General features: G+C 74.9%; 23 protein-coding genes and 2 tRNA genes. 8 read left to right on the forward strand and 17 right to left on the reverse strand.

What is annotated here, in order from left to right:
- Positions 1 to 54 precede the first annotated feature (54 nt).
- Entirely contained in the window at positions 55 to 639 is a 585-nt protein-coding gene (locus D5H75_RS13165; RefSeq protein WP_119926728.1) for a TetR/AcrR family transcriptional regulator, read from the forward strand.
- Between the two features lie 25 nt (positions 640 to 664).
- Here D5H75_RS13165 and D5H75_RS13170 read toward each other — a convergent pair whose 3' ends face one another.
- On the reverse strand, positions 665 to 1,486 hold the full coding sequence (locus D5H75_RS13170; RefSeq protein ID WP_119927101.1) for an SAM-dependent methyltransferase: 822 nt from the start codon (positions 1,484 to 1,486) through the stop codon (positions 665 to 667).
- A 149-nt stretch (positions 1,487 to 1,635) separates the two neighbouring features.
- On the opposite strand from D5H75_RS13170, the gene D5H75_RS13175 reads away from it, so the two are divergent.
- The 3 genes from D5H75_RS13175 to D5H75_RS13185 are packed head-to-tail and all read left to right on the forward strand — an operon-like array spanning position 1,636 to position 4,920.
- On the forward strand, positions 1,636 to 2,571 hold the full coding sequence (locus D5H75_RS13175) for an ABC transporter ATP-binding protein (protein ID WP_119926729.1): 936 nt from the start codon (positions 1,636 to 1,638) through the stop codon (positions 2,569 to 2,571).
- 10 nt (positions 2,572 to 2,581) lie between these two features.
- Positions 2,582 to 3,769 carry an ABC transporter permease gene (locus D5H75_RS13180; RefSeq protein ID WP_119926730.1) on the forward strand — a complete coding sequence of 396 codons (1,188 nt, stop codon included), beginning with the start codon at positions 2,582 to 2,584 and terminating at the stop codon, positions 3,767 to 3,769.
- Positions 3,766 to 4,920, forward strand: a complete 1,155-nt coding sequence (locus D5H75_RS13185; RefSeq protein ID WP_119926731.1) for an ABC transporter permease — start codon at positions 3,766 to 3,768, stop codon at positions 4,918 to 4,920. The genes D5H75_RS13180 and D5H75_RS13185 overlap by 4 nt, the downstream gene beginning before the upstream one ends.
- Before the next feature lie 81 nt (positions 4,921 to 5,001).
- Here D5H75_RS13185 and D5H75_RS13190 read toward each other — a convergent pair whose 3' ends face one another.
- The 3 genes from D5H75_RS13190 to D5H75_RS13200 all read right to left on the reverse strand — a co-directional run bounded on the left by D5H75_RS13190 (position 5,002) and on the right by D5H75_RS13200 (position 7,189).
- Positions 5,002 to 5,835, reverse strand: coding sequence for an MOSC domain-containing protein (locus tag D5H75_RS13190; protein WP_242454212.1), 834 nt, complete (start codon positions 5,833 to 5,835; stop codon positions 5,002 to 5,004).
- 138 nt (positions 5,836 to 5,973) lie between these two features.
- Entirely contained in the window at positions 5,974 to 6,573 is a 600-nt protein-coding gene (locus tag D5H75_RS13195; RefSeq protein WP_119926732.1) for a DUF305 domain-containing protein, read from the reverse strand.
- 64 nt (positions 6,574 to 6,637) lie between these two features.
- Positions 6,638 to 7,189 (reverse strand): hypothetical protein, encoded by a 552-nt coding sequence (locus D5H75_RS13200; RefSeq protein WP_119926733.1) that lies wholly within the window; start codon positions 7,187 to 7,189, stop codon positions 6,638 to 6,640.
- A 196-nt stretch (positions 7,190 to 7,385) separates the two neighbouring features.
- Here D5H75_RS13200 and D5H75_RS13205 point away from each other — a divergent pair, with 196 nt between their 5' ends.
- The 3 genes from D5H75_RS13205 (at position 7,386) to D5H75_RS41495 (ending at position 9,443) form a co-directional block, all read left to right on the forward strand.
- The gene (locus D5H75_RS13205; protein ID WP_119926734.1) at positions 7,386 to 8,348 is read left to right on the forward strand and encodes a glycosyltransferase; all 963 of its coding nucleotides are present in this window, start codon (positions 7,386 to 7,388) and stop codon (positions 8,346 to 8,348) included.
- A gap of 102 nt (positions 8,349 to 8,450) precedes the next feature.
- Positions 8,451 to 8,864 carry an SSI family serine proteinase inhibitor gene (locus tag D5H75_RS13210; RefSeq protein WP_119926735.1) on the forward strand — a complete coding sequence of 138 codons (414 nt, stop codon included), beginning with the start codon at positions 8,451 to 8,453 and terminating at the stop codon, positions 8,862 to 8,864.
- 147 nt (positions 8,865 to 9,011) lie between these two features.
- On the forward strand, positions 9,012 to 9,443 hold the full coding sequence (locus tag D5H75_RS41495; RefSeq protein ID WP_202638111.1) for a hypothetical protein: 432 nt from the start codon (positions 9,012 to 9,014) through the stop codon (positions 9,441 to 9,443).
- Here D5H75_RS41495 and D5H75_RS13220 read toward each other — a convergent pair whose 3' ends face one another.
- The 7 genes from D5H75_RS13220 to D5H75_RS13250 all read right to left on the reverse strand — a co-directional run bounded on the left by D5H75_RS13220 (position 9,444) and on the right by D5H75_RS13250 (position 17,228).
- Positions 9,444 to 9,965: a GNAT family N-acetyltransferase gene (locus tag D5H75_RS13220; RefSeq protein ID WP_119927103.1), complete on the reverse strand. Its 522-nt coding sequence runs from the start codon at positions 9,963 to 9,965 to the stop codon at positions 9,444 to 9,446. It lies immediately after the preceding gene.
- Positions 9,966 to 10,532: 567 nt separating this feature from the next.
- Entirely contained in the window at positions 10,533 to 11,231 is a 699-nt protein-coding gene (locus D5H75_RS13225) for a hypothetical protein (RefSeq protein WP_119926736.1), read from the reverse strand.
- 7 nt (positions 11,232 to 11,238) lie between these two features.
- A complete protein-coding gene (locus tag D5H75_RS13230; RefSeq protein WP_119926737.1) occupies positions 11,239 to 11,994 on the reverse strand; it encodes an endonuclease/exonuclease/phosphatase family protein in 756 nt (251 codons plus the stop codon).
- Entirely contained in the window at positions 11,982 to 13,256 is a 1,275-nt protein-coding gene (locus tag D5H75_RS13235) for a prenyltransferase/squalene oxidase repeat-containing protein (protein ID WP_119926738.1), read from the reverse strand. The genes D5H75_RS13230 and D5H75_RS13235 overlap by 13 nt, the downstream gene beginning before the upstream one ends.
- Before the next feature lie 80 nt (positions 13,257 to 13,336).
- A complete protein-coding gene (locus tag D5H75_RS13240; RefSeq protein WP_119926739.1) occupies positions 13,337 to 14,047 on the reverse strand; it encodes a restriction endonuclease in 711 nt (236 codons plus the stop codon).
- A 181-nt stretch (positions 14,048 to 14,228) separates the two neighbouring features.
- The gene (locus D5H75_RS13245; protein WP_119926740.1) at positions 14,229 to 15,440 is read right to left on the reverse strand and encodes an MFS transporter; all 1,212 of its coding nucleotides are present in this window, start codon (positions 15,438 to 15,440) and stop codon (positions 14,229 to 14,231) included.
- Positions 15,441 to 15,539: 99 nt separating this feature from the next.
- The gene (locus D5H75_RS13250; RefSeq protein ID WP_119926741.1) at positions 15,540 to 17,228 is read right to left on the reverse strand and encodes a tetratricopeptide repeat protein; all 1,689 of its coding nucleotides are present in this window, start codon (positions 17,226 to 17,228) and stop codon (positions 15,540 to 15,542) included.
- A gap of 389 nt (positions 17,229 to 17,617) precedes the next feature.
- On the opposite strand from D5H75_RS13250, the gene D5H75_RS13255 reads away from it, so the two are divergent.
- Positions 17,618 to 18,268, forward strand: a complete 651-nt coding sequence (locus D5H75_RS13255; RefSeq protein WP_119926742.1) for a hypothetical protein — start codon at positions 17,618 to 17,620, stop codon at positions 18,266 to 18,268.
- A 96-nt stretch (positions 18,269 to 18,364) separates the two neighbouring features.
- Here D5H75_RS13255 and D5H75_RS13260 read toward each other — a convergent pair whose 3' ends face one another.
- The 6 genes from D5H75_RS13260 to D5H75_RS13290 all read right to left on the reverse strand — a co-directional run bounded on the left by D5H75_RS13260 (position 18,365) and on the right by D5H75_RS13290 (position 23,614).
- Entirely contained in the window at positions 18,365 to 18,910 is a 546-nt protein-coding gene (locus tag D5H75_RS13260) for an RNA 2'-phosphotransferase (RefSeq protein WP_119926743.1), read from the reverse strand.
- Positions 18,911 to 18,966: 56 nt separating this feature from the next.
- Positions 18,967 to 20,058: a leucine-rich repeat domain-containing protein gene (locus D5H75_RS13265; RefSeq protein WP_242454213.1), complete on the reverse strand. Its 1,092-nt coding sequence runs from the start codon at positions 20,056 to 20,058 to the stop codon at positions 18,967 to 18,969.
- Positions 20,055 to 21,554: an SDR family NAD(P)-dependent oxidoreductase gene (locus D5H75_RS13270; protein ID WP_119926744.1), complete on the reverse strand. Its 1,500-nt coding sequence runs from the start codon at positions 21,552 to 21,554 to the stop codon at positions 20,055 to 20,057. Before D5H75_RS13270 ends, D5H75_RS13265 begins: the two co-directional genes overlap by 4 nt.
- Before the next feature lie 12 nt (positions 21,555 to 21,566).
- Positions 21,567 to 21,639, reverse strand: a tRNA-Ala gene (locus D5H75_RS13275).
- 95 nt (positions 21,640 to 21,734) lie between these two features.
- Positions 21,735 to 21,808: transfer RNA gene (locus D5H75_RS13285), tRNA-Gly, on the reverse strand.
- Between the two features lie 108 nt (positions 21,809 to 21,916).
- Positions 21,917 to 23,614, reverse strand: coding sequence for a RyR domain-containing protein (locus tag D5H75_RS13290; RefSeq protein ID WP_119926745.1), 1,698 nt, complete (start codon positions 23,612 to 23,614; stop codon positions 21,917 to 21,919).
- Between the last annotated feature and the right edge of the window lie 152 nt (positions 23,615 to 23,766).

A 23,766-nucleotide genomic window follows, 5' to 3' on the forward strand; every position in this document is an offset into this window, starting at 1 on the left:
CCTGCCAGCCGCCACCGAAAAAATCAATCGTGCTTGATTGTTATTGTGGGGTGCATGGATCTCCGCGAGCCCCGGCAGGAACGCAGCCGCGCCACCCGCCGCCGCCTGCTCGACGCGGCGGTGGAGTGCCTGGCCTCGCGGGGCTGGGCGGGCACCACCGTCGCGGTCGTCGCCGAGCGCGCGGGGGTCTCGCGGGGCGCGGCCCAGCACCACTTCCGCACGCGGGAGGACCTGGTGACGGCGGCCGTGGAATACGGCGCGGAGGAGCGCATGGCGCACCTGCGGTCCCGCCCGCGGGACGCCCTGGACGCCCGCGCCGTCGTGGACCTGCTGGCCGACCTCTACACGAGCCCCCTGTTCAAGGCCGCCCTGCACCTGTGGGTGGCGGCCAGCGCCGACCCCGCGCTGCGCGACCGCGTGGCCCCGCTGGAGGCGAGGGTCGGCCGCGAGGCGCACCGCCTCACCCTGGAACTCCTCGGCGCGGACGAGTCGCGCCCCGGCGTACGCGAGGCCGTCCAGGCCACCCTCGACCTGATGCGCGGCCTCGGCCTCGCCGACCTCCTCACCGACGACTCCCCCCGCCGCCGCCCCCTCCTGGCCCAGTGGGCCGCCATGCTCGACGCCGCCCTGCGGGGGTGAGAGGGCGTGTCGCCGCCCGGTGACGTCAGGGCTTGCGGGCCAGGCCGGCGACCATGAAGCGCTGGAGGGGGTGGTCCTGCTCCTGGGCCTCGGCGTCGGGGCGCCACTCGTGGAGGTGGACCAGGCCGGGGGAGACCATCTCCAGGCCCTCGAAGAACTCGGCGATCACCTCGCGGCGGCGGTCCACGAAGCCGCTCATCTTCGCGCGGAGGGCGGCGCGCATGGGGTCGGTGAGCGGGTCGTCGCCGGGGTCGCAGAAGTGCGTGATCAGCAGGTGGCTGCCGGAGGGCACGGCGTCGCGGAGCTCCGCGGCGATGCCCTTGGGGTCGTCCTGGTCCTCGATGTGGTGCAGCAGGCCCGCGAGCAGCACCGCGACCGGCCTGTCCAGGTCGAGCATCTCGCGGGTGGCCTCGTGCTCCAGGATCTCCCGGGGCCGGCGCGCGTCGGCCTGGACGACCACCGTGGTCTTGTTGTCCGCCAGCAGCGCCCGCCCGTGGACCAGCACGATCGGGTCGTTGTCCACGTACACCACCCGGGTGTCGGGGTCGATCTCGTGCGCGATCTCGTGCACGTTCCCGGCGGTGGGCAGGCCGGAGCCGATGTCGAGGAACTGCCGGATCCCGGCCTCGCCGACCAGGTACCGCACGGCCCGGCGCAGCACGGCGCGGTTGGCGCGGGCGACGATCGCCGCCTCGGGCACGATGTCCAGCAGCGCCTGCGCGACCTCCCGGTCCGAGGCGTAGTTGTCCTTCCCGTCGAGGAAGAAGTCGTAGACCCGGGCGATGCTCGGCGTGTTCACGTCCACCCCGGACGGCGCCGCCTCGCGGGCCGCGTTCAGCTCCGTCATCGGCTCCTCCACCCGTGATCGTGTGCAGCCGATCATAGGCGGGCGCCCACCGCTTGCCACCGAAATCTCCCGAAATACCGGAACACACTGGACGGCCTCATGGCCTCCGTGGTTCATTACATGAGTAAAGAACCGAAGAAGGAGGCGCGGTGTCCCTGATCGAGGTGACGGATCTCCGCAAGCGCTACCGCTCCACCACGGTCGTGGACGGCGTGAGCTTCACGATCGGCGAGGGTGAGACGTACGGCCTGCTCGGCCCCAACGGCGCGGGCAAGACGACGACGATCGCGATGGTGGTGGGCGTGCTCGCCCGCGACGGCGGCGGCGTCCGCCTCGCCGGGCGGGCCCACGAGGTGACCAGCCTGGCGACGAAGGCGATGATCGGGTACGTCCCGCAGGAGATCGCCCTGTACCCGGACCTGACCGCCCGCGAGAACCTGGCGTTCTTCGGCCGCCTGTACGGCCTGGCCGGCCGCGACCTGCGCCGCCGCGTGGACGAGGTGCTCGACGTGACTGGCCTTTCGGAGCGCTCCCGGGAGGCGGTGTCGAAGTACTCCGGCGGCATGGCCCGCCGCCTCAACATCGCCGCCGGCCTGCTGAACCGGCCCCGGCTGCTCGTGCTCGACGAGCCCACCGCCGGGGTGGACCCGCAGAGCCGGGGCGCCATCCTCGACGCCGTGGCCCGGCTGGCCGGGGAGGGCGTCGCCGTGCTCTACACCACCCACTACATGGAGGAGGCCGAGCGCCTCTGCGACCGCGTGGGCATCCTCGACGGCGGCCGCATGCGCGCCGAGGGCACCCACAGGGAGCTGGTGAGCCTGGTCGGCGCGGGCGACCACGTGCTGATCACCGTGGACGGCGCCGCCGCCGGGGCCGTGCCCGCCCTGGAGCGGACCCCGGGGGTGACGCGCGTGGACGCGGACGAGGCGCGGCTGGAACTGCTGGTCGCCGAGTCGCGGGCGGTGCTGCCGCTGATCCTCGACGCGGTGACCGGCGCCGGGTGCGCGGTGCGGTCCCTGGAGGTCCGCGAACCGGACCTGGAGGCCGTGTTCCTGAAGCTGACCGGCAGGGCGCTGCGGGACTGAGGGGGCCGGGATGCTCACGATCATCGCGAACGACCTGCGCAGGCGGCTGCGCGACACGACCCTCCTGCTCTACGGCGTGGTGCTCCCGCTCGGGCTGGCCTTCCTGTTCTCGACCGTGCCGGCCGGGGACGACGGCCGCGCGCGGGAGTTCGCCGCCCGCTACGCCGTGTCCGACCCGGCGGGTGAGTTCGCCGGGCGCGTGCTCGGCTCCCTCCCCTCGGTCCAGGTGCGGCGGGCCGCGAGCCCCGCGGAGGCCGCCGGGCTCGTCGAGGAGGGGAAGGCCGACGCCGCGTTCGTGGTCGAGCCGGGCGCCGAGACGCCCCGCGTGATCGGCGACGTGGACAAGCCCGTCGCCGTCCAGGTCGCCAGGGAGATCGCCGAGGCGTACGCCGCCGAACGCCGCGCCGCCCGCCTGGCCCTGCTCGCGGCCTCGCCCGCATCCCCCGCCTCCGGAGACGTCCCCGGCACGGTCCCGGGCACGGTCCCGGGCACCGGCTCCGGCACCCCCGCCGGGGCCGCGGAGGCGGCGGCGGGGATCGCCCGGACACCCGCGCCGGTGTCCCTGGCCGCGGACACCGCCGTACGGCGTCAGCTCGACACGACGACCTACCACGCGGCCGGGATGGCGGTCTTCTTCCTGTTCTTCGTGGCCGTGACCACGGTGTCGGGAATCTTCGAGGAGCGCGCGGGCGGGACCCTGGCCCGGCTGCTCGCCGCGCCGGTACGGCCCCGGGCGGTGCTCGCGGCGAAGGCGCTGGGCGGGGTGCTCGTCGGGCTGGCCTGCATGGGCGTGCTCGTCGTCGCGTCCACCCTGCTCATGGGCGCCGGATGGGGGCCGCCGCTCGCGGTCGCGGTCCTGGTGGCCGCCTGCGTGCTCGCGGTGTCGGGGATCACCGCCGCGATCGCGGTCACGGCGCGCGGCGCCGAGCAGGCGTCCAACCGCGTTTCCGCGATCGCCATGGTCCTCGGGGTGGTCGGTGGCGCGTTCTTCCCGGTCACCGGGCTGGGGTTCGCCGAGTTCGCGGGGTGGCTCGCGCCGCACCGCTGGTTCCTGCTCGGCCTGTCGGACCTGGCCGGGGACCAGTCGATCGGCGCGGTGGCGGTCCCGGCGCTGGTGCTGCTCGGCATGGCGGCGGCGGGCGGAGCGGTGGCGCTGGCCCTGGGCGGCCGCGCCGCGGAGAGGGTGATGAACGCGTGAAGGCGCTGACCATCGGGCTGATCAACCTGAAGCGGGTCCTGCGCGACCGGTCCAACGTGGTGTTCATGCTCGGCACCCCGATCCTGATGATCCTCATGCTGGGGCTGCTGTTCGGCGGCTCCAGGGAACCCCGCCTCGGCGTCTCGGGGGCGGCGGGCCCGCTCGCCGAGCGCCTGGTCGCGGCGCTCGCGGCCGGCGGGGCCGTACAGGTGGAGCGCGTCGCCGACGCCGGGCGGCTGCGCGCGGACGTGGAGCGCGGGCGGCTGCACGGCGGCCTGGTGATCCCCCAGGACTACGACGCGGCGGTGCGCTCCGGCGGCCGGGCGGACCTGCGGTACGTGAGCCTGGGCCGCGACTGGGACGCGATCGACCTGGAGAGCGCCGTGCGCGCCGCCGTACAGCGGGAGAACACGCTGCTGCGGGCGGCGCGGTACGGCGTGGAGCGCGGCGCGGGGCCGTTCGGCGAGCGGCTGGCGGTCGTGAGCCGGGCGGCCGGGGACGGCGCGGTCCGGGTGACCACGACGGGGGAGGCGGTGATCCCGGCGGGGCTGGGGGCCTTCGTGTTCTCCGCGCCGCCCACGCTGCTGCTCTACATGTTCCTCACGGCCCTCACCACGGCGATCGGGCTCACCCAGACACGGCTGCTCGGGGTGTCGCGGCGGATGTACGCGAGCCCGACGCCGGCGCGCGCGATCATGGCGGGGGAGGTCCTCGGGCGGCTGCTGATCTGCCTGGCCCAGGGACTGCTGATCATGCTGGGGTCGGCGCTGCTGTTCGGGGTGGGCTGGGGCGACCCGCTCGGGGCCGCCGCCGTGCTCGTCGTGTTCACCCTGGTCGGCGGGGGAGCGGCGCTGGTGCTCGGGTCGGTGTTCCGCCGCGAGGGCCCGGTGATCACGCTCGGGGTGCTGCTCGGGCTGGGCCTGGGAGCGCTCGGCGGCACGATGGTGCCGCTGGAGTCGTTCGGCGAGGGCATGCGCCGCGTCGCCCGGTTCACGCCGCACGCCTGGGGCTACGACGCCTTCACCGCGCTCGTGCGCCGCGACGCCGGGCTCCTCGACGTGCTGCCGCAGGTCGGCGTGCTGGCGGCGTACGCGGCGGCGCTCTTCGCGGTCGGGCTGTGGGCGCTGCGGCGTTCCCTCGTGCGCGGTTAGCCCGGGCCGGGGCGGGTCCGCCCGGCCCGGCCCGGGCTCAGTCAGTCCTGGTCAGTCCCGGTCAGTCCCGGTCGGTCCCGGTCAGGCGGGGGGTTCGGCGGTCTCCAGGATCTCGACCTCGTCGCCGAGCGCGATCTCCCCGGTCGTGCGGGGGATCGCGTTCTGGCCGAAGAGGATCTCCTTGCCGATGTTGCGGAACTTCGCCAGGGTCCGCAGCGGTTCGCGGGTCCTGACCCCCGCGTCCTGGTCCACGGTGGTCAGTACGCACCGGCCGCACGGCTTGACCACCTCGATCTCCACGCCGCCGACGCGCATGCGCCGTACGTGGTCCTCGCCGAAGGGCCGGCCCCAGCCCTCGATCACCAGGTTCGGGCGGAACCGGTTCATCGGGAGGGGCTCGGCCAGCCGGGAGTTCAGGTCGTCCAGGGACTCCTGGGAGATCACCAGGAGGGGATACCCGTCGGCGTACGCGACCTCGCCGCCGCCCCGGCCGGTCGGGCGCGTGTCGCCGTCGGGGAACCGGACCAGGCGGCATTCGAGCCCGAGGAGGCCGGAGAACCACTCGGCCGCCTCGTCGCCCTGGTCCACGCCCCGGCACGGCTTGCGGTGCACGGTCACGTCGTGCGCCGGGCCCTCGGCTCGCGGCTCGTGGACGAACGGCGTGAGCGCCAGCGCCGGATCGGCCACCTCGACGACCAGCTTCTCGCCGTCGTACGCCGGGCGCATCAGGGCCATCCGGGGGACCTCGCGCTGCGAGAGGTGCGCGCCCTCGGGGGTGATCAGCATGAACTCCCGGTCGTACCGGAGGCCGCGCGGCGTCATCTCGGCGCGCTCCAGGGATGTGCCGCCGCCGCTCTTGAGCGGGTACACGTTCAGCTCGGTGATCCTGCCCCGGCCCAGCCCGCCCTCTGTCACCGCAACCCCTCACGCCGTCGGATTCGGTCATTCTACCGACGGAAGCTTTCCCGCCATTTCACCAAATAGCGGGACGGCTTCTCGCGGTGGTACGGCTCGCGCCCGGCGGGCGCGAGCCGTACGCGCGGCTACTCGCCGCTACTCGCCGCCGAGCTCGCGCATCTCGTCGATCTCGACGTTCTGCGTGCGGATGATGGCGTCGGCCATCTCCTTCGCCGGGGCGTACCGGCCGGCCCGCTTCTCCTGCTCGGCCATCTCCACCGCGCCCTTGTGGTGCGCGATCATCATGGTGAGCCACTCCTTGTCGAAGCGCTCACCCTTGAGGCCGGCCAGCTTCCTCATGTCGGCCTCGGTCATCATCCCCGAGCCGTGGCCCTCGTGAGCGCCGCCGCCGTCGGCCGGCGCCTCCTCGCCCCACTGCCTCAGCCAGCCCGTCATGGTCCGGATCTCGGGATCCTGGGCGGCCTCGATCCGCCGGGCGAGCTTCTTCACCTCCGGGCTGGCCGACCGGGACGGGACCATCTCGGCCATGTCCAGCGCCTGCCGGTGGTGGGGGATCATCATCCGCGCGAACATCACGTCCTGCGCGTTGTAGTCCTTGACCGGCGCCTGCTCGGTGGCCGGGGCCGGAGCGGAGGCGGGGGCCGAGGAGGCCCCGGCGGACTGGGCGGCGTCGGTGCCGGTGCCGCAGGCGGCGAGCGTGGTGGCGGCGGCGAGCAGCATGAGAACACGCTTCATGGCGTGTGAATCCTCCGTGTCGATGTATGTGCGAACTGTGACAGAGCCCTCTAGAACGGGCCTGTCACAGCCGCAACACCGACAACTGGAGGAGGTTCGGGCCACGCGGGCGGACCCGGCCCCCGGCGGTGGCGAGCCCCGGCGGTGCCGCCCGCGCCGCGCTCACGAGACCCGTGCGCGAGGGCAGCAGCAGCACCAGCGCCAGCACGAGCACCGCCAGGCAGATCATCCCGCCCGGGTGCCCGTTCGAGTGCCGGGAGTGCTCCCCGTGCCCGCCGTACGGCAGGCCGTCCGCGCTCACGCCGTCCGCGCTCACGCCGTACGGCACGGCTGCCGCGCCCGCGCCGACCGGCGCGCCGGCGCTCAGGCCGTACGGCGAGGCGCCGGAGACGGGCGCGGTGACGGGCGTGCCGTGCGCGGGCGGGGCGGCGGACGAGCGGCCGGGGGAGACGGCGTCGGAGCGGGCCTCGTGGCCGGGGCCGTGGTATCCGAGGACCGAGACCTTGGTGGCGGGGGACGGCGTGGCCTGGATGCCGTGCATGGCGAACAGGCCGGTGAACAGCGCCCCCAGCAGGAGCGCCCCGGCGATCCAGGAGAAGGTCCGAGCCCAGGCCATCGCCCGTCAACGCTACCGGCACCCGCCGCCGCCCCCGAAATCGCCGCCCCCGCAACCGGTCCCGCTTCGCGTCCCGGCGGCGGCTCCGCCCGGCCGTGACCACGCGTACGCCGTACGAGTCGTAGGGCGCGCGAAAGGGGGGAGTTCAAAGTGGGAGAGAACGGGTATCCGGGTGCGAAGACCGTGGGGGAAACTCATGAGAATCCTGTTGTGGCATGTCCACGCGGCGTGGGCGACCGCTTTCGTCCAGGGCCCGCACGAGTACCTGATCCCGGTCACGCCGGACCGGGACAAGTACGGCCTGGGCCGTCCCGAGACCTACCCCTGGCCCGTGAGCGCCACGGAGGTCGCCGCCGACCGGCTGGCCTCGCAGGACGTGGACGTCGTCGTGGCCCAGCGCCCCGAGGAACTGGAGCTGGCCGAACGCTGGCTCGGCCGCCGCCCCGGGCGCGACGTGCCGGCCGTGTTCGTCGAGCACAACACGCCCAAGGGTGAGGTGCCCAACCTGCGGCACCCGCTGGCCGACCGGGACGACATCCCGGTCGTGCACGTCACCCACTTCAACGAGCTGTTCTGGGACAACGGCATCGCCCCGACCACCGTGATCGAGCACGGCATCGTGGACCCCGGCTACCGGTACACCGGCGAGCTGGCCCGCTCCGCCGTCGTGATCAACGAGCCGATCCGGCGCTGGCGCGTGACGGGGACGGACCTGCTCCCGGCGTTCGCGCAGGCGGCGCCCGTGGACGTGTTCGGCATGAAGGCCGAGGGGCTGCCCGGCCGCCTCGGGATCGACCCGCGCGCGATGGGCACCTACGACCTGCCGCAGGGCGAGCTGCACGCCGAGATGGCCCGGCGTCGGGTGTACGTCCACCCGAACCGGTGGACGTCCTTGGGGCTGTCGCTGCTGGAGGCGATGCACCTGGGCATGCCGGTCGTCGCCCTGGCCGCCACCGAGGTCGCCGAGGCGGTGCCCGAGGACGCCGGCGTCGTCTCCACCAAGGTGAGCGACCTGGTCGAGGCCGTGCGCCGCTTCATCGCCGACCCGCTGTACGCCCGCCAGGTCGGCAAGCAGGCCCGCGACGCCGCCCTCACCCGGTACGGCCTGGCCCGCTTCCTCGCCGACTGGGACCGCCTCCTGGCCGAGGTGGTGCGCTAGCCGTTCACCCGGCCGGCGGCCCCGCGTCCACGGTAAGTGTTCGCGCGTATCCAGGACGTGACGGGTCGTGAGCTGATTGGCTGCGGCGTGGAGGTGAGCCGTATGTCAAAGCGCTCCAAGCGACTGATCGTGGTCGCCGCGCTGGGGGTGGTGCCGCTGTCCGGCCTCACTCCCTCCGCGGCGGTCGCCGAGACCCCCTGGGACAAGAGGGCTCTCGGGAAGTTCGTCCTCAAGGTCACCGACCTCGGCGACCACCGGACGCGGACCGTCCTGCTGAACTGCGTGCCCGACGGTGGGACCCACCCGGCCCCCCGGCGGGCCTGCCATCAGCTCCGTCAGGCGCACGGCCGCATCGCGCGCATCCCGGCCGAGCCCGGTCCCTGCACCCACATCTACCGGCCCGTCCGGGTCGAGGCCTTCGGCACCTGGGCCGGCGGGTCGAGGGCGTACTCCCGGCAGTTCGCCAACCACTGCGTCGCCGTACGCCGTACGGGCGGGGTGGTCTTCAGGTTCTGACGGGCCGCCCCGGGCCGGCCGCCACCCCGTCCGCGGGGGGCGGCCGGCCCGTCCTCTTGGGCCCCCGGGCCGTATTGACGGTCATCCCGGCCGCGGAAAAGCTGGAGCGGCGGGGGCCTTCGAGGATCCCGGCTTCAGGGAGGCGGCATGGCCGAACTGCTCAGCAAGCGTGAGTGGCGGTACGCCTGGCGGGGCGTGCGCGACGCGGGCACGGGCGGGAAGATCCACGTCGAGTCCACGCCCACGCTGATGAGGGCCCGTCTCGTGGACGCCCGCGGGCACGCCGGGGTCAGCTCCAGCGAGCTGGGCGGCGAGGCGGCGCCCGCGACGTCGGCGGCGACGGCCGAGCGGGTGGGCGCGGCGGTCGGCGCGCTGGCGCGGGCGCGCGAGCTGCGGTACGTCCAGGTGGTGTTCAAGGGGGCCGAGGGGGCGAGCGCCGGCCGCTTCCTGCGCGGCCTGGCCCGCTCCGGAGTGAAGGTCGTCCACGTCACGCGCATGGTCCGGGACGGCCGGGGCCGCTACCGCCGCCGGGCGGAGTACCGCGACCAGGACGTCATGGACGAGGCCCGCGGCGAGTGATCACAGCTCCATGAACGGCTTCGCGTAGACGAACTCGCCCCGGATCGACGGGTCGTACGCCGTGAGCGTGCGCGCCTGGAAGTGCGAGCCCCACTCCGGCACCGGCGGCGTGATGCCGTAGTCCGCCGCCGGGCGGAACCCGAACCTGGGGTAGTAGTCCAGGTGCCCGAGCAGCACCACCACGGGCTCGCCGAGGGCGTCGGCCGCGCCCAGCACGGCGTGCATGAGCGCGTGCCCCACGCCCTGTCCCTGCACGCCCGCGCGCACCCCGAGCGGGCCCAGCCCCAGCGCGGGGGTGCCGGCGATGTGCGCGCGCGTGCACACCACGTGACCCATCACCTCGCCTTCGAGGTCCAGCGCCACCATCGACAACTCGGGAATCCAGGCGTCGCTCTCCCGCAGCTTGTCCACGAGCCCGGGCTCCACCGGGGTCGTGCCGGGGGCGGCCTGCGCCGCGAACGCCTCCGCGTGCACCTGATGGATCGCCGCCACGTCCCCGGCGACTTCACGTCTGATCAACACCCCGCCCACGCTACCGCCCTCGCGCCCCGCCCCGGACGGCGGGCCGAGCGCGGGGACGGGGCCCCGGATCGCCCGCGGGGACGGGGTTCCGCGAGATTTTCCGTGACGCGGGAACATCCCCGGGGAGGCTGTGGTTGTACGACACGTGACCGATGCGTCCGGTGTCCCCCGGGCCTCATCTCTTCGCCTTCGCGGACTACCGTTCGGCTGGAGCCGCGTTGTGCCTTTCGCCGAGAGGCGACCCGCGCATCGGTCACTCAGCGAGACCCCGCCGGTCCCAGTTCCGGCGGGGTCTCGCGCTTCCGGCCCCGCCCTCGGGATCGGCCCCGCGGCTGGATGACGGCCGCGGTTCGGGAACAAACGGTCCCGGGGTGTGGTTGGATACGACGTGCCGGTGTGTTCGGTGTCCCCCGGGCTCACTTTTCGCCTTCGCGGACTACCGTTCGGCTGGAGCCGCGTTGTGCTTTTCGCCGTGAGGCGACCCCGCACATCGGTCACAAACGTGTTGGGCCCCGCAGGGAGCGATCCCCGCGGGGTCTTTCACGTTCCCGGCGCCGGCCGTACGGCTCACGCGAGCGCGGCGGCGACGCGGTGGAGGCGGGCGCGCAGGGCGTCCGGGGTGAACGGCCGGCGCGGCGCCGAGGGAGCCGGGAGGGCGGCGCGGCCGGTGAGGACCGTGGTCGTGGCGCGGACCGGCGGCAGCTTCACGAACAGCGTGGCGACGGGCCCGGCGGCCGGGACCGCCGAGACGCGGTGCAGGGCCTCGGCGCGCATGGAGTACCCGCTGCCCGGCCCGAGCAGCGTCGTCGTCCACTCGCGCACGGGGACGGTCCCCGCCGGGCGGAACACGTACGCGTCGCCGGTGGGGGAGCGGGACTCCTCGAAACGCGCCATCGGCGTGCCCGGCTCGCCCACGACGTAGGCCGAGACCTGGAGCGACCCGGTGACCACCGCCGACGCGAACCCGAAGCGGTGATCGTGGACGTCCTCCCGCATCCGCGACCCCGGCCACCACACGTGCAGCCGGAGCTGGTACCCCGGCGCCGTGAACAGGACGAACCGGTCGAACCCCAGCGGATGCGCCAGCGAGTCCCGCGCGCTCCGCGCCGTCAGCCCCTCGTCGCCGCACACCGCCTCCACCAGGCCGCGTACGGCCGAGCGCCCGCCGTGCGCGGTGACGACGGAGACGACGCGCTCGTCCCCGGCCTCGTCCAGCGCGTGTCCCAGCTCGGCGTGGAGCGCGGCGAACGCGGGCGGGACGGGCATGCGGCACCTACCAGGGGCGCAGTTCGGCGAAGCAGAGCGCGTGGTCGGAGAAGTTGGCCACCAGCCCCGACCGGGCGGCGGTGAAGCCGCCGCTGTAGAGGATGTCGTCGGCCGCCGTCTCCCGGTAGGTGGGCTCGGCGCCGGTCGTCCGGGTCAGCTCCGGCGCCCCGGCCGCGGCCAGCAGGTCGCGCCGGGGCGTGTTGAAGTCCCCGCAGACGACCAGCGGCCGCTTGGCCAGCCGCCGCAGCTCCTCCGAGAGCTGCCGCCACATGCCCTGGAACTCCGGGTCGCCCGCCTCCCGGCCGAACAGGTAGAAGGGCAGCGTGTGCAGCGTCACCGCCGTCACCTCCCCGCCGGGGGTCCGCGCCGTGGCCGCCAGGAAGCCCTTGTCGTGGCTGCCGATCTCGTTCCCGCCGACGTACGCCGTCAGGTCGGGGTTCGCGAACCGGTGCCGCTCGACGCCGGACAGGGGGTACCGGCTCACGATCGCCAGCCCCGCCCGCCGCCCCGGGTGGAAGGACGACTCCGACACGTCGTACGCGGCGACGTGCCGCAGTTCCGTGGACCCGGCGATCGCGTCCAGGGTCGGCGAGGCGCCGTCCGGGCCGAAGTCCACCTCCTGGAGCCCCGCCAGGTCGATCCGCAGCTCGGTGAGCAGCCCGGCCACGGCCTCGCGGACGTCCGGCGGGGCGGGCTCGCGCGCGGGCAGCGCCTCGTGCAGGTTCCAGGTCGCCACCCGCAGCGTTCCGGTCACGGCGGCCATGGCAGGTTCCTCAGGGCGTACTCCCGCAGGACCACGCACCCCTGGTACGTCATCCAGATCGGCCTCCTGCCGTCGTGCCACGTCCACACTCCGTCCCGCTGGTCGTCCAGAACCGCCCGCACCGCCGCGCGCAGGGCCCTCTCGCACTCGGCCGAATCCCGCCCGCTCATGAGCGCCCGCGCCACCCACGCCGCCGTGAAGTGCCCGATGAACAGCGCGTCCACGTCCCCGCCCGGGGCCGGGCGCCGGAGCTGCTCGTCGGTCGGGCGCAGGTCGAGGTCCTCGCGGGCGAGCCACCGCAGCGCCCCGCCCACCGCGGGCCCGAAGTCCGCCTTCTCACCCAGCGCCCGCTCGGCCCGGACCAATGCAATCACGGCCCTCGCCGTGTGCGGAGCCGATCGCCGCACGTTGCCGTGCAGCGCCTGCCCCCAGGACACCATCCCGTCGTCCTCGTGCGCCGCGTCCAGGAGCCGCCGCGACAGCTCCGGCAGCCACGGCGAGCCCGGCGCGATCTCCGCGAACGCCGCCACCAGCGAGGCGACCACGCTCGTCCGCTCCATGCCCTGCGGGTCGTCGGCCGCCGTCAGCTTCTCCAGCAGCGCCCGCAGCGTCTCCTCGGTGCCGGGGGCCAGCCCGGCGCGCACGGCGGGCACGAGCACCCACGCGGTGACCTCGGGCCTGCCGAGGCCGCGCTGCGTGGACGCCGCCCACCCCCCGGACGGCCGCTGCAGCGCGACCAGGCTCTCCACGATCTGCCGCCGGTTGACCCGGGGGTCGCGCAGGTCCAGGTCCATCACCAGGCGCAGGCCGTACGACGTCCCGATCGCGGTCGGCGGGGCCTCGTCCCCGAGGTACTGCGACCACCCGCACACGGTCGCCCGCCCGTGCCGCGCCTCCCGGAAGTCGGACAGCAGGTGCCGCGCCGCCCTGGCCCGGATCGTGTGCGCGGAGGGGGTGCGGCCGGGCGACGCCGTCCCGGCCGGGGAGGCCGCCGGCCCGGCCGGCGCGGGGGAGCGCGGCGTCAGGTAGCGCGCGGCGGCCCACTGCCCCGCGAGCCGCGACCCCAGCCCCGCGCACAGCGCCGTGACCGCCGCGAACACGTACAGCAGCGGCCGGGCCGCGAACCACCGCTCCGGCAGGTGGTCGAGCAGCAGCCCGTACACCGGCAGCGCCACCGCCAGGGGCCCGACCGCGACCAGGCCCCGCAGCACGCGTTCGGAGCGCCGCGCCCCGGCCTCCGCCAGGGGTCCGTCCAGGGACACCGCACACCCCCTGCCCTCACCGCCCCCCATGCTCCCCGTCCCGCCGTACCCCGGCAAGGGAGCGGCGCCCTCCGCGGGCGTCACGGGGGCCGGGTGCTCCGGGTGGTCCGGATGGTCCGGGTGGTCCGGGTGGTCCGGGCGGTGGGCGGGCCCAGGCGGTAGGCGTCGCGGAGCCAGTCGGCCAGGCGGTCCCGGTCGATGACGATCAGGCGCTGCTCGCGGGCGGTCTCCAAGGCGCTCTCGGTCAGGTGGTTCGAGGTGAGCAGGACGCCCTGGTGGCCGCGGTAGGGGCGGGCGTGGAGCGCGCCGATGAAGTCGCGGACGGCGCCCGGCCCGACCGGGCGGGAGTAGTGCTTGCACTGGACGGCGTAGCGGGTGCCGTCGGGGGCCGTGCCCACCACGTCCACGCCCCGGTCGCCGGCCCCGCCCACGGTGCGCACCCCGCGGAAGCCGTCCCGGCGCAGGAGCTCCGCGGCCAGGTCCTCGAAGCCGCGCGGGGTGAGGGCGTCGATCCGCGCCCGGCGCAGGACCTCCCGCCGGTAGCGCGCCCGCCCCCGCCGCGCGGCCCACACGGCCGCCCCGGCCGGCGCGCCCAGGACGGCCGCGGCCACGGCCGCCGGAGCCCACGACGACCGGGCGAGGCGCGCCAGGGCCTCGGCCCCGAGCGGCAGCAGGAACACCACGGCCAGCACGACCGCGAGCGCGCCGCCCGCCCCGAACCCGGCGGCCCGCCTCCGCCGGGACCGCCTCCGGCGCGTCCGCCCGCGCGCCGCCGACCGCCGCTTCGCCATCGCCGCCTCCGAACGGAAGGGGTAGTCGCCCCGAGTATCCGTCCTCCCACCGACATTTCCCGCCCCACCTCGCCCGCCCGCGCCCGCCCCGCTCGCCGCCCGGCGCCGGCGGTACGGCCCGCTCGCCGCCCGGCGCCGGCCGTACGGCTCGCGCGGGCGGCCCGGCAGGGACGCGGGACGGTCACGGGGGCGGGGTGGCCGGTTCCGGGGGACGGGCGTCGCGGAGGGGGGAGCGGGCGGCCGCGACCCCGGTCGCCAGCCAGGCGACGCCGGAGATCGCGAAGGTGGCGTGACTGTTGTGCCAGGTGGACTCGACCACCCCGGCCAGGAGGGACGCCAGGGGGATCGGGGACCAGGCGATCATGCGGGCGGTCGCGAAGACGCGGCCCAGGAGACGGTCGGGGACCAGCCACTGGCGGAGGGTGGCGGTGGAGACGATCGACGCGCCCGCCGCCGCGAACTGGACCATCCAGGCGGCGCCCACCGCCAGCGGGTGACGGGCGGGGATCAGGGCGAGCATGGCCAGGCCGCCCACCGCCGTGGACCAGGCGACCAGCAGGCCCGGCGGGACGCGCCGGAGCAGCCGGGCGCCGGCCAGCGCTCCGGCGACCGCGCCGACCCCCTGCATGGCGAAGACCACGCCGATCTGGTCCGGGGTGTAGGAGTGGTACGTCGTGAGGTAGAAGACGACGTTCGCCAGCAGGAGCCAGACGAAGAAGTTGTTCACCATCGGGATGAGGGTGGACGCGCGGATGATCGGGTTGTCGCGCAGGCAGTACCTCAGCGCCTCCCGCACGTCGCCGAGGATCGTCCGGCCGGCCGCGGACTCCGGCGCGGGCACGCCCCGGATCAGGAGGATGAGGAGCGCCGACAGCGCGAAGGAGGCGGCGTTGACCGCGAGCGTGATCTCGTAGCCGACGGTCTCGACCAGGACCCCGGCCAGCAGCGGGCCCACCGCGTTGACGCCGTACTCCGCGACGTGGACGCGGGCGTTGACCGTGGGGAGCAGGTCGGGCGTGGCCAGGGACGGGATCAGGCTGCGGAACGCCGGGTAGTACAGCGGCTCCACCGACGCGAGCACGAACGCCAGGGCGTACAGGAGCCACACCGGCCGGGCCCCGGCGGCGACGAAGAGCGCGATCCCCGACGCGATCACGGCGGCCGCGACGTCGCCGGTCACCAGCACGAGGCGGCGGGGGAACCGGTCCGCGATCGCGCCGCCGAGCATGGAGAACAGCAGGAGCGGGAGGTTCTCCAGGGCGTAGAGCGCGCCGGTGCCCACGGCGGAGCCCGTGAGGTCCAGGACCAGCAGCGGAAGGGCCAGCCGGTAGATCCAGTTCCCCGCACCGGAGATCAGGAACGCGGCGAGCAGCATCCACAGACGCGGCCCCATCAGCGACGCACTTCCGCTCGCGCCTCCCTCACATCCCGGTCCGTCTCACATCCTGTTCCGTCTCACGCCGTTTCGGCCAGTGCTTCCGGGATATCCGTCTCAGCCCGTTTCGGCCAGCGCCGCCGCGATGTCCTCGTCGCCGGGGGCCAGCTCGGCCGCCCGCGCCAGGTCGGCGCGCGCCTCAGCCGTACGGCCGAGGGCCCGCAGCGCGACCGAGCGGTTGAACAGCAGCTCCGCCGACTCGCCCAGCTCGACGGCGCGGGTCAGGTCCGCGAGGGCGGACTCGGCGTCGCCGTTCTCGAACGCGAGGACGCCGCGCCCCGCCCACGCGTCGGCCAGCCGGGGATCCGCCGCGATCGCCCGGTCGTACGCCTCGCGGGCCTCGCCGGGGCGACCCTCCGCGGCCTCGACCTGCCCGAGCACGCACAGCAGGTACGGGTCCTCCGGGGCGCGCGCCACGTCCGCCCGCGCCCTGCCGTACTGGCCGAGCGCCGCGAGCAGGCCCGCGCGGTTGACGTAGGCGGCCGTGAAGTCGGGGTCCAGCTCGACCGCGTGGTCCAGGTCGGCGAGCGCCCCTTCGAGGTCGCCCCCGGCGTACCGGACCTCGGCCCGGTTGTAGAACAGCTCGGGGTACGGCAGGTCCACGGCCATCGCGGTCTCGTAGTCGCGCAGCGCCTCGGCGGAGCGGCCCATCGCGTGGAGGAGGTTGCCCCGGTCGATGTAGTAGTCCGGGTACCCCGGGTCGGCCTCGATCACCGCGTCCAGCTCGGCCAGCGCCGCCTCGCGCTCCCCGCGCAGGGCCAGCAGGTGGGCGAGGTTGGCGCGCAGGACCAGCTTGTGGATCGGGTGCTCGCCGGGGTCGAGGTCGCGCTCGGCCAGTTCGATGGACTCGCGGACCAGCTCCAGCGCCCGGTCGGCGTTGCCGCGCCGCAGCTCGATCAGCGCCTTGCCGTTCAGGTCGAAGCCCAGGTGGAACGCCCGCGCCCGCCGGTCCGGCAGGAGCGCGGTGATCGTGACGGCCTCGTTGATCCAGGCCATCGCCTCCTCGGGGTCCCGCCGCGCCCGGTCGGAGTGCCGCACGAGGATCATCGCGGTGGCGTACGCCGCGGTCGCCCGGTGCTTCGGCTCCGTGCTCGTCCGGCGGCCCAGGTCGTACAGCGCCCGGGCCTCGTCCTCCCGCTCGATCGCGGTCAGCGCGGTGCCGGTCCGGTGCACCAGCCGCCACCAGGTCTCGGGGTCGTCGTCGTGGTCGAGCAGGCCCAGCGCCCGCTCGCCGAGCCGGGCCATCGCGTGGTGGAACCCCTCGGTCCGGCACCGCTCGATCTTCTCCAGCAGTTCCGGCAGCCCGGCGGGTTCGGGGGCGCGGGACGGGTCCCGGCCGCGCCCGTCGCGCACGGTCAGCTCCAGCAGCTCCGGCGAGACCCGCCGGCGCAGCACGGTCAGGAACTCGCGGTCCGTGTGGTCCGCCTCGTCCAGGTTCTCCACGGTCAGCCGGTACGGCCCCGCCTTGGTGAGGTGGTCGCGCACGAACTCGGCGAGCCCGTTCGCGACGCGCAGCGTGCGCCGGGCCCCGTGGACGAGGATGCGCTCGGCCGCCGGCAGGTCCGCCGCCCGCGACCGCCGCCGGGCCGGGACCAGCCCGGCCAGGGCCGGGGCCGCGGCCCGGATCTCGATGTCGTGGGCCTCCACCAGCTCCGGCGACCGTTCCAGCGCGGCGGGCACGAATTCGCCCAGCAGCGCCGCCGCCACGGTGTACGGTTCCCCGCCTCCCGCGTTCACCGAAAACATGCGCGCCCTTCCGGTGCCGATTCCCGGAGCCCATTCCGGGATGCCCTTTTCCCGGTGCGGTTTCCCGCCCGGAAACCTTCCGCCCCAAACACGGGCGGGAGCCCGCCGAAACGGGCTCCCGCCTGAAGAGCGCTCAGATTCCGTGCTTGGGCGCCGCGGCCCCAGAGGGCTTGATCGTCCCGGGCTTGTGAACAATGACCTTCTTCATCGAGCTCTCCTCGCGGCCGGCGCAACACGAGCCACGGCCGTAACAGTCGGATCTGCCGCTCTAAGGCAAACATGCCGACATTCCACCGTCAATGGCCATTTGCGTAAGGCAATTGCACGGAACGAACCATTCCCCTGAAACCCCGTGGCGCCCCGGTCCCCTCGGATGTCAGTCTTCGCAGGTGACCGTGCGAATCGCCGCGATCGTGGAGATCTACGGCTCTCCCCCCTCCGCCCCCTGGCCGGTAGCGGACACCGGCGTGATCGACCTGACCGCCCGGTCCACCCCGGCCGAGATCGGCACGGTGGTGGGCCTCCTGCCGTACGACGGGGAGGGGCGGGACGGGGACGGGTGCGGCGGGGAGCCGGAGGACGAGAGCGCCCCCGCCCGGATCGCCCGCGTCCTGGCCGCGGACCACCCGCGCCTGCCGGGGGGCCTGCGGATCCACGACGCCGCGACCGGCCTGACGATCATGCCCGGCTGCTGCGTGGATCTGGCCGACTGGCGCGCCTGGTCCGGCGCGGCGGGCGGCGACGCCCCCTGGCTGGGCCACCGTCCCGCCCCCTGGGTGGAGGTCGCCGGCACCGACCTGCGCGTCTGGCAGGACGGCGGCCTCGGCGAGGCGGGCGAGGAGAACTTCTTCATCCGGGTTCCGTTCTCCCGCTTCGCCGCCCTGCTCCACGGCGTCCGCCACGACCTGTGCGGCTTCCTCGTCGCGGCGGAGGAGTGGGCGGACGCCACCGCCCCCGCCCAGGCTCAGGCGCTCGTCCGGGTCCTCGACCGCGCCCTCAACGCCTCCGCCCCGCTCACCGTCTTCGGTGAGCGCCGCTGAGACCGGCGGCGGGATCTCCCGGCCTGAAGGAGCCCGGAGGAGCCCGGAGGAATCCGGCAGGTATCCGGAGGAGCCCGTAGTAACCGGAGGAAGGGGTCAGGGGCGGGGAAAGTGGATGTACGCCGGGGGGACGTGGGCCGTCAGCCAGACGCCGTTGTCGCTGCGGTGGAACTCGTGGCCGGCGGTGTGCATGTCACCGGCGCGGACGGTGAGGACGACCGGGCGGCCCCGGCGGGCGCCCACGCGGGTGGCCGTCTCGCGGTCGGGGGAGAGGTGCACGGCGTGGCGGGTCATCGGGCGCAGGCCCTCGCGCCGGATCGCGGCCAGGGCGCGGCCGGTCGTCCCGTGGTAGAGGAAGGCGGGCGGCTCCAGCGCCGGCAGGGCCAGGTCCACCCGCACCGAATGCCCCTGCCGGGCGCGTATCCGGCCGTCCTCGATGACGTACCGCCGCTTGTCGTTGAGCGCGACGACCTCCTCCAGCTCTTCGCGGGTGATGGGGAAGCCCCGCTCGGCCGCCCCCGCCAGCAGCGCGTCCACCTCCGCCCAGCCGTGGGGGTCCAGCTCGATCCCGATGGCCTCCGGCTGATGCCGCAGCCACCTGGCCAGTGATTTGGAGACCCGCGTCCTCCGCCGTTCGTCCACGCGGCCATCCAAACAACCACGGCGGGCGGGCACCAGTGGTTCTGCCCGCCCTCGGGTCAGCGGCCGGTGCGGTGGACGCTCTTGACGGCCGCGACCTCCGGGTGGGGCGTCAGCGGGGGCACGGCCGCGGCGGCCTCCGCCAGGTCGCGCTTGACCCGGAAGGCGATGCCCCGGCCCAGCCGCACCCGGGTGGGGGAGGGCGCGCGGCGCAGGCCGCCGAGCAGGTGGAGGGCGGCGCGGCTGGTGGTCGCGGTGTGGGTCAGGTCCAGGTGGGCCAGCCGGTGGGGGTGCGCCGCCAGGGCGTCGGCGGCTTCGGCGGCGGTGGCGTCGTCCAGGCGGTTGTCCGGGGCGGCCAGCACGGCGGCGGCGCGCACGCGGCCCAGGTCGAGGACCTCGACGCCCGACGCCACGGCGGCGCGGATCAGGGCGAGCACGCCCGCCGGGCCCATCCCGTCACTGGCGAGGGAGAGGCGCCGCAGCCGGCCGCCGGGGCGCAGGGCCGACGCGATCAGGAGAGCGCCGTCGTCCCCCAGGCCGTTCGCCGAGGCGTACAGCTCGTCCACGCCGTCCGCCGCGACCAGCCGGGCCAGTCCGGCCGCGCCCGCGGGGCCCAGGGGGTTCCCGCTCACGAACAGCCGGCCGATCCCGCCCGCCGCCAGGACCCCGTCCACCAGCGCCGAAAGGCCCCCCGCGGTCAGGCCGGTCTGGACGAGGTCGAGCGTGGTGAGCCCGGCCGGGACCAGGTCCGCGCCGATCCGGGCGCCGGCGGGGCCGAGGGGGTTGCGCTTGAGCCAGAGGCCGCGGACCACGCCGGGCGAGGCGAGCAGCCGGTCGGCGATCCGGCACGCCCCTCCCGCCGTGATCTCGTTGCAGCCGAGGTACAGCGTCTCGGCCCCCGAGGCGACCGCGCCCGCCGCGGCCGTCGCCGCGCCGTCGTCGCCCAGGCCGTCCGTGCCCATCAGGAGGTGCCGCACCGGCCCGTACGGCGGGAGCGCCCCCGCCACCAGCGCCGCGCCGTACGGGCCGAGGGACTGCTTGCACAGGTCGAGGCGGCCGTCGGGCATCGCCGTACCGGTCCGGAAGTCCACCCGCCTCGGGACGGGGCGGCCGGAGCGGAGCCAGGCGAGCAGGTCGTCGAGGTCGTTCACCAGGGGGCCTCCCGGTAGTCCTTGAGGAGGACGCCGTGCACCGGGTCGCCGGCCTCTCCCCTGACGATGGGGTCGTAGACGCGGGAGGCGCCGTCGATCACGTCCAGCGGGGTGCGGCGGTCCAGGCCCGCGCGGAGCGGGGCGGGGACCTCGTCGGTGATCCAGCCGGTGTCCACGCTGCACAGGTACACGCCGCGCTCCGCGAGGTCGGCGGCGCTGGTCCTGGTGAGCATGTTCAGCGCGGCCTTGGCCATGTTGGTGTGCGGGTGGCGGCCGGTCTTGTTCGGCATCGCGAAGACGCCCTCCATCGCCGACACGTTCACGACGTACCTCCGCTCGCGCGGCGACGCCAGCAGCAGCGGCAGCAGGCGGTCCAGGAGCAGGAACGGGGCGACCGCGTTGACGAGCTGCGCCTCCAGCACCTCCACCGGCCCGACCTGCCCGATCCGCGCCGACCACGAGTTCCGCGCCGCCCCGTCAGGCAGCAACCCGGACACGTCGGGCAGCAACCCGGACACGTCGGGCAGCGACCCCGACACGTCGGGCACCCCCGGCGCGACGGGCGAGACCTCCGGCGCCCCCGTCACGCCGGGCCGGAGCCCCGGGATCTCGTACGGCGGCGCGACCGGGATCCCGTCCGCCGGGGCGGCGGGCGCGGGCGGGACCTCGTGCGGCGGGGCGAGCCCGGCGAATCCGGGGGCCGCCGAGACGGACGCGCCGGGCACCGGAGGCCGGCGCTCGCCCTCGACCAGCGCCGCGTACGCCGACGGCGGGTGCCGCAGCGTCTGGGCCGCGTTGTTCACCAGGATGTCCAGGGGGTCGCCCGCGTCCAGCAGCCGCCCCGTCAGCCCCAGAACCTGCCGCGGATCGCGCAGGTCGATGCCGACGATCTCCAGCCGCCCCGCCCAGTCCCCGGCCGCCGCGAACCGCTCCGCCGCGTCCCTGGGGAACCGCGTCGTGACCGTGACGTGCGCCCCGTCCCGGAGCAGCTTCAGCGCCACGTGGTGCCCGATCTTCACGCGTCCGCCGGTCACCAGCGCCCGCCGCCCCCGCAGGTCCGCCCGGGCCGCGCGCCGCGCCAGATTCACCGCCGCGCACCCGGGGCACAGCAGGTGGTAGAACTCCCCGACCCGCGTGAACGCCTCCTTGCACACATAGCACCGCCGCTCCCGCCGCAGCGTCCCCCCGCCCGCCGGGCTCGCGTCGTCCCCGCGCGAGCCGTACGGCGGCAGCGCGCGGTCGCGGAGGCCGTTCGCCCCGGGGGAAGCGGGGGCGGGGAGCGGGGCGTCGGGGACGCGGGCGGGGGAGCCCATGGGGGTGGTGGCGAGAAGCGCGCCGTCGGCGGCGGCGGTGGCGCGGCGGCGGTCGCGCTTGCGGTGACGCTGGCCGTCCCGGACGAGGGCGAGGGCGGCGTGCTCGACCCGGCGCCGGTCCGGGTCGCCGGGCGGCAGGCGCCGGACCTCCCCGAGCGCGCGCAGCAACTCCCCGACGTCCATCCGCCCTCCTCGTGAGCCCGGCCGGATTCGAACCGGCGTCCTCCTCCATGCCATGGAGGCGCGACGGCCGCTGCGCTACGGGCTCGCGCCGTCGAGTGGACCCGACCGGATTCGAACCGGCGTCCTCCCCCGTTGAGAGGGGGCGCGACGGCCAGGCTGCGCTACGGGCCCGCGACAGTGGGGCCCGGCCGGATTCGAACCGGCGTCCTCCTCCATGGCATGGAGGCGCGGCGGCCAGGCTGCGCTACGGGCCCCGGGGCACGCTACCGGAGATCCCGATTCCGTCGCATCCCGCCGTGCACGCCCCCCGCCGGGCTCGCGAGACGTCAGGTGACGCGGGCAGGTCAGGTGACGCGGGCAGGTCAGGTGACGCGGACTATTTGGAAGCCGGCCGTGGACAGCAGGGCCGGGAGGTTGCGGATGATCTCCCGGTCCTTCTCCTGGGCCCTGGGGGAGAGGTCGTCCCAGGGGCGGATGTCGGGGTGGTGCTTGCGGGAGCTGTCGCGGACCGGGCCGTGGGTCCAGCCGTCGCCGACCAGGTCGTTCAGCCAGCGTTCGTGCTCCATGGCGGCCAGGGTCTCGATCTCGTGGTCCTTGAAGGTGAAGTCGAGGTCGGGCTCCACCCGGGGGGCCAGGGCGCACCCGATCCTGGCGAGCTTGCGCCCGATGTCCTCGGCCTGGCTGCGGTTCGCCGCCTGGAGGTAGGCGGGGAGGTCCTCCCAGGGGAGCATCGCCGAGGTGTGGGCGGGCGTCGTCTCGTGCCGGGAGATGCGCTCGAAGACGTAGTTGTCGTGGATGGCGCGCGCCAGCGTCTCCACGATGTCCTCGGCGATCAGGCGCGGGTCCCCGGCCTCCTCGTTGATCGCGAAGATGCGCAGGGTGCCGGACAGCCCCTCCAGGAGCTGGACGTCCTGGAACGCGCGGCCGAACGTCGCGGTCTGCTCGACGCGCACCACGAGCGAGTCGGGCCCGCAGCACCACAGGCGCAGCGAGGTGAGCGCCGTCTTGAGGGCGAGGTCCTGGTCGTCGTAGCAGACGAAGACCCGCTGGGGCGTGCGGTCGGGCAGCAGCCGGGTCACGTCCAGGTCGGCGGGCCGCACGTTGTGCACCGTGAGGTCGCAGGTCTCCGCGATGAACTCGAACCGCCGGCACAACGCCGCGATCGCCCGCGAGGCCTCGGTGTCGATGCAGGTCACCGGGAGCCGCACCGGCGGCGGGTACAGCCTGCGCCGTCGCGCGACCTCCACGAGCAGGCTCCGCCCGAACGCGTTCAGCCCGATCACCACGATCGGCTGGTCGTTCCGGACGGGATGCTGGTCCAGCAGCACCCTCGCGGCCAGCTCGTCCAGGTTGAAGAAGTCCAGCCGCAGCCGCCGCTTCCCCGGCGCGCTGAGCCGCCGCGCCCGCAGCGCGTTGCACAGGTCGGGATCCGGGATCAGGGCGTACGCCGAGAGCGGCTCATGCCTGCCCGAACGCGACACGCTGTGCGCGGCGAGGGCGATCGCGGTGTTCGTCGCGCTGTCGGCCTCGCAGGCGTACAGCGTGGACGCCTGGTGGACGCCCGCGGCGCGGAGCGTGGCGGGGTTGCGGGCGTCGCCGACGACCTGGAGCACCGCCGGGTCGGCCCACGCGGTGGTCGGGGCGGAGGAGATCACGACGATGTGCGGGGCGGTGTCGCGGAGCCGTTCGATCAGCGCGATCGCGACCGCGCCCGACCCGCAGACGACGACGTGGTCGCTGGCGTTCCGCGCCTTGATCCGCCGCAGTTCCGCGGCGAACAGCAGCCGGGCGCCGTCCACCACCGTGGCGACGGTCACCAGGGGGGCCACGAACCGCGCGAACTGGAGCATGGCGGGAATCGCCTGCTCCCCTTCCTCGACCGGCCCGGATTCGAAGACGAAGAGCTGGAGATCCCAGTAGAGCAGGTCGAAGAAACTGGGCGGAGAATCACGTAAGTTGACCTCGGAGAATTCGGTCAGCCCGAAAAAGCCGGTGAACGCCGCGGCCAGGGCCAGTAATCCGAAAGAGACGCGGACGACCGTGGACGCGGGGAAATTCACTCGCCCCTCCCTCCCCCTCCGAAGCGACGTGACCGCCGTCTCCCGAAACTAACCCGGTCAATCGCCGCGATCCAGGCGAGGATTCGGAGTTAGAACCCCGAGGACGGTTTACGCTCGGCGGGAACCGGATCACCCTTTCGCACTCGGCCCCC

It is taken from the genome of Bailinhaonella thermotolerans, assembly GCF_003594875.1.
GTDB lineage: Bacteria > Actinomycetota > Actinomycetes > Streptosporangiales > Streptosporangiaceae > Bailinhaonella > Bailinhaonella thermotolerans.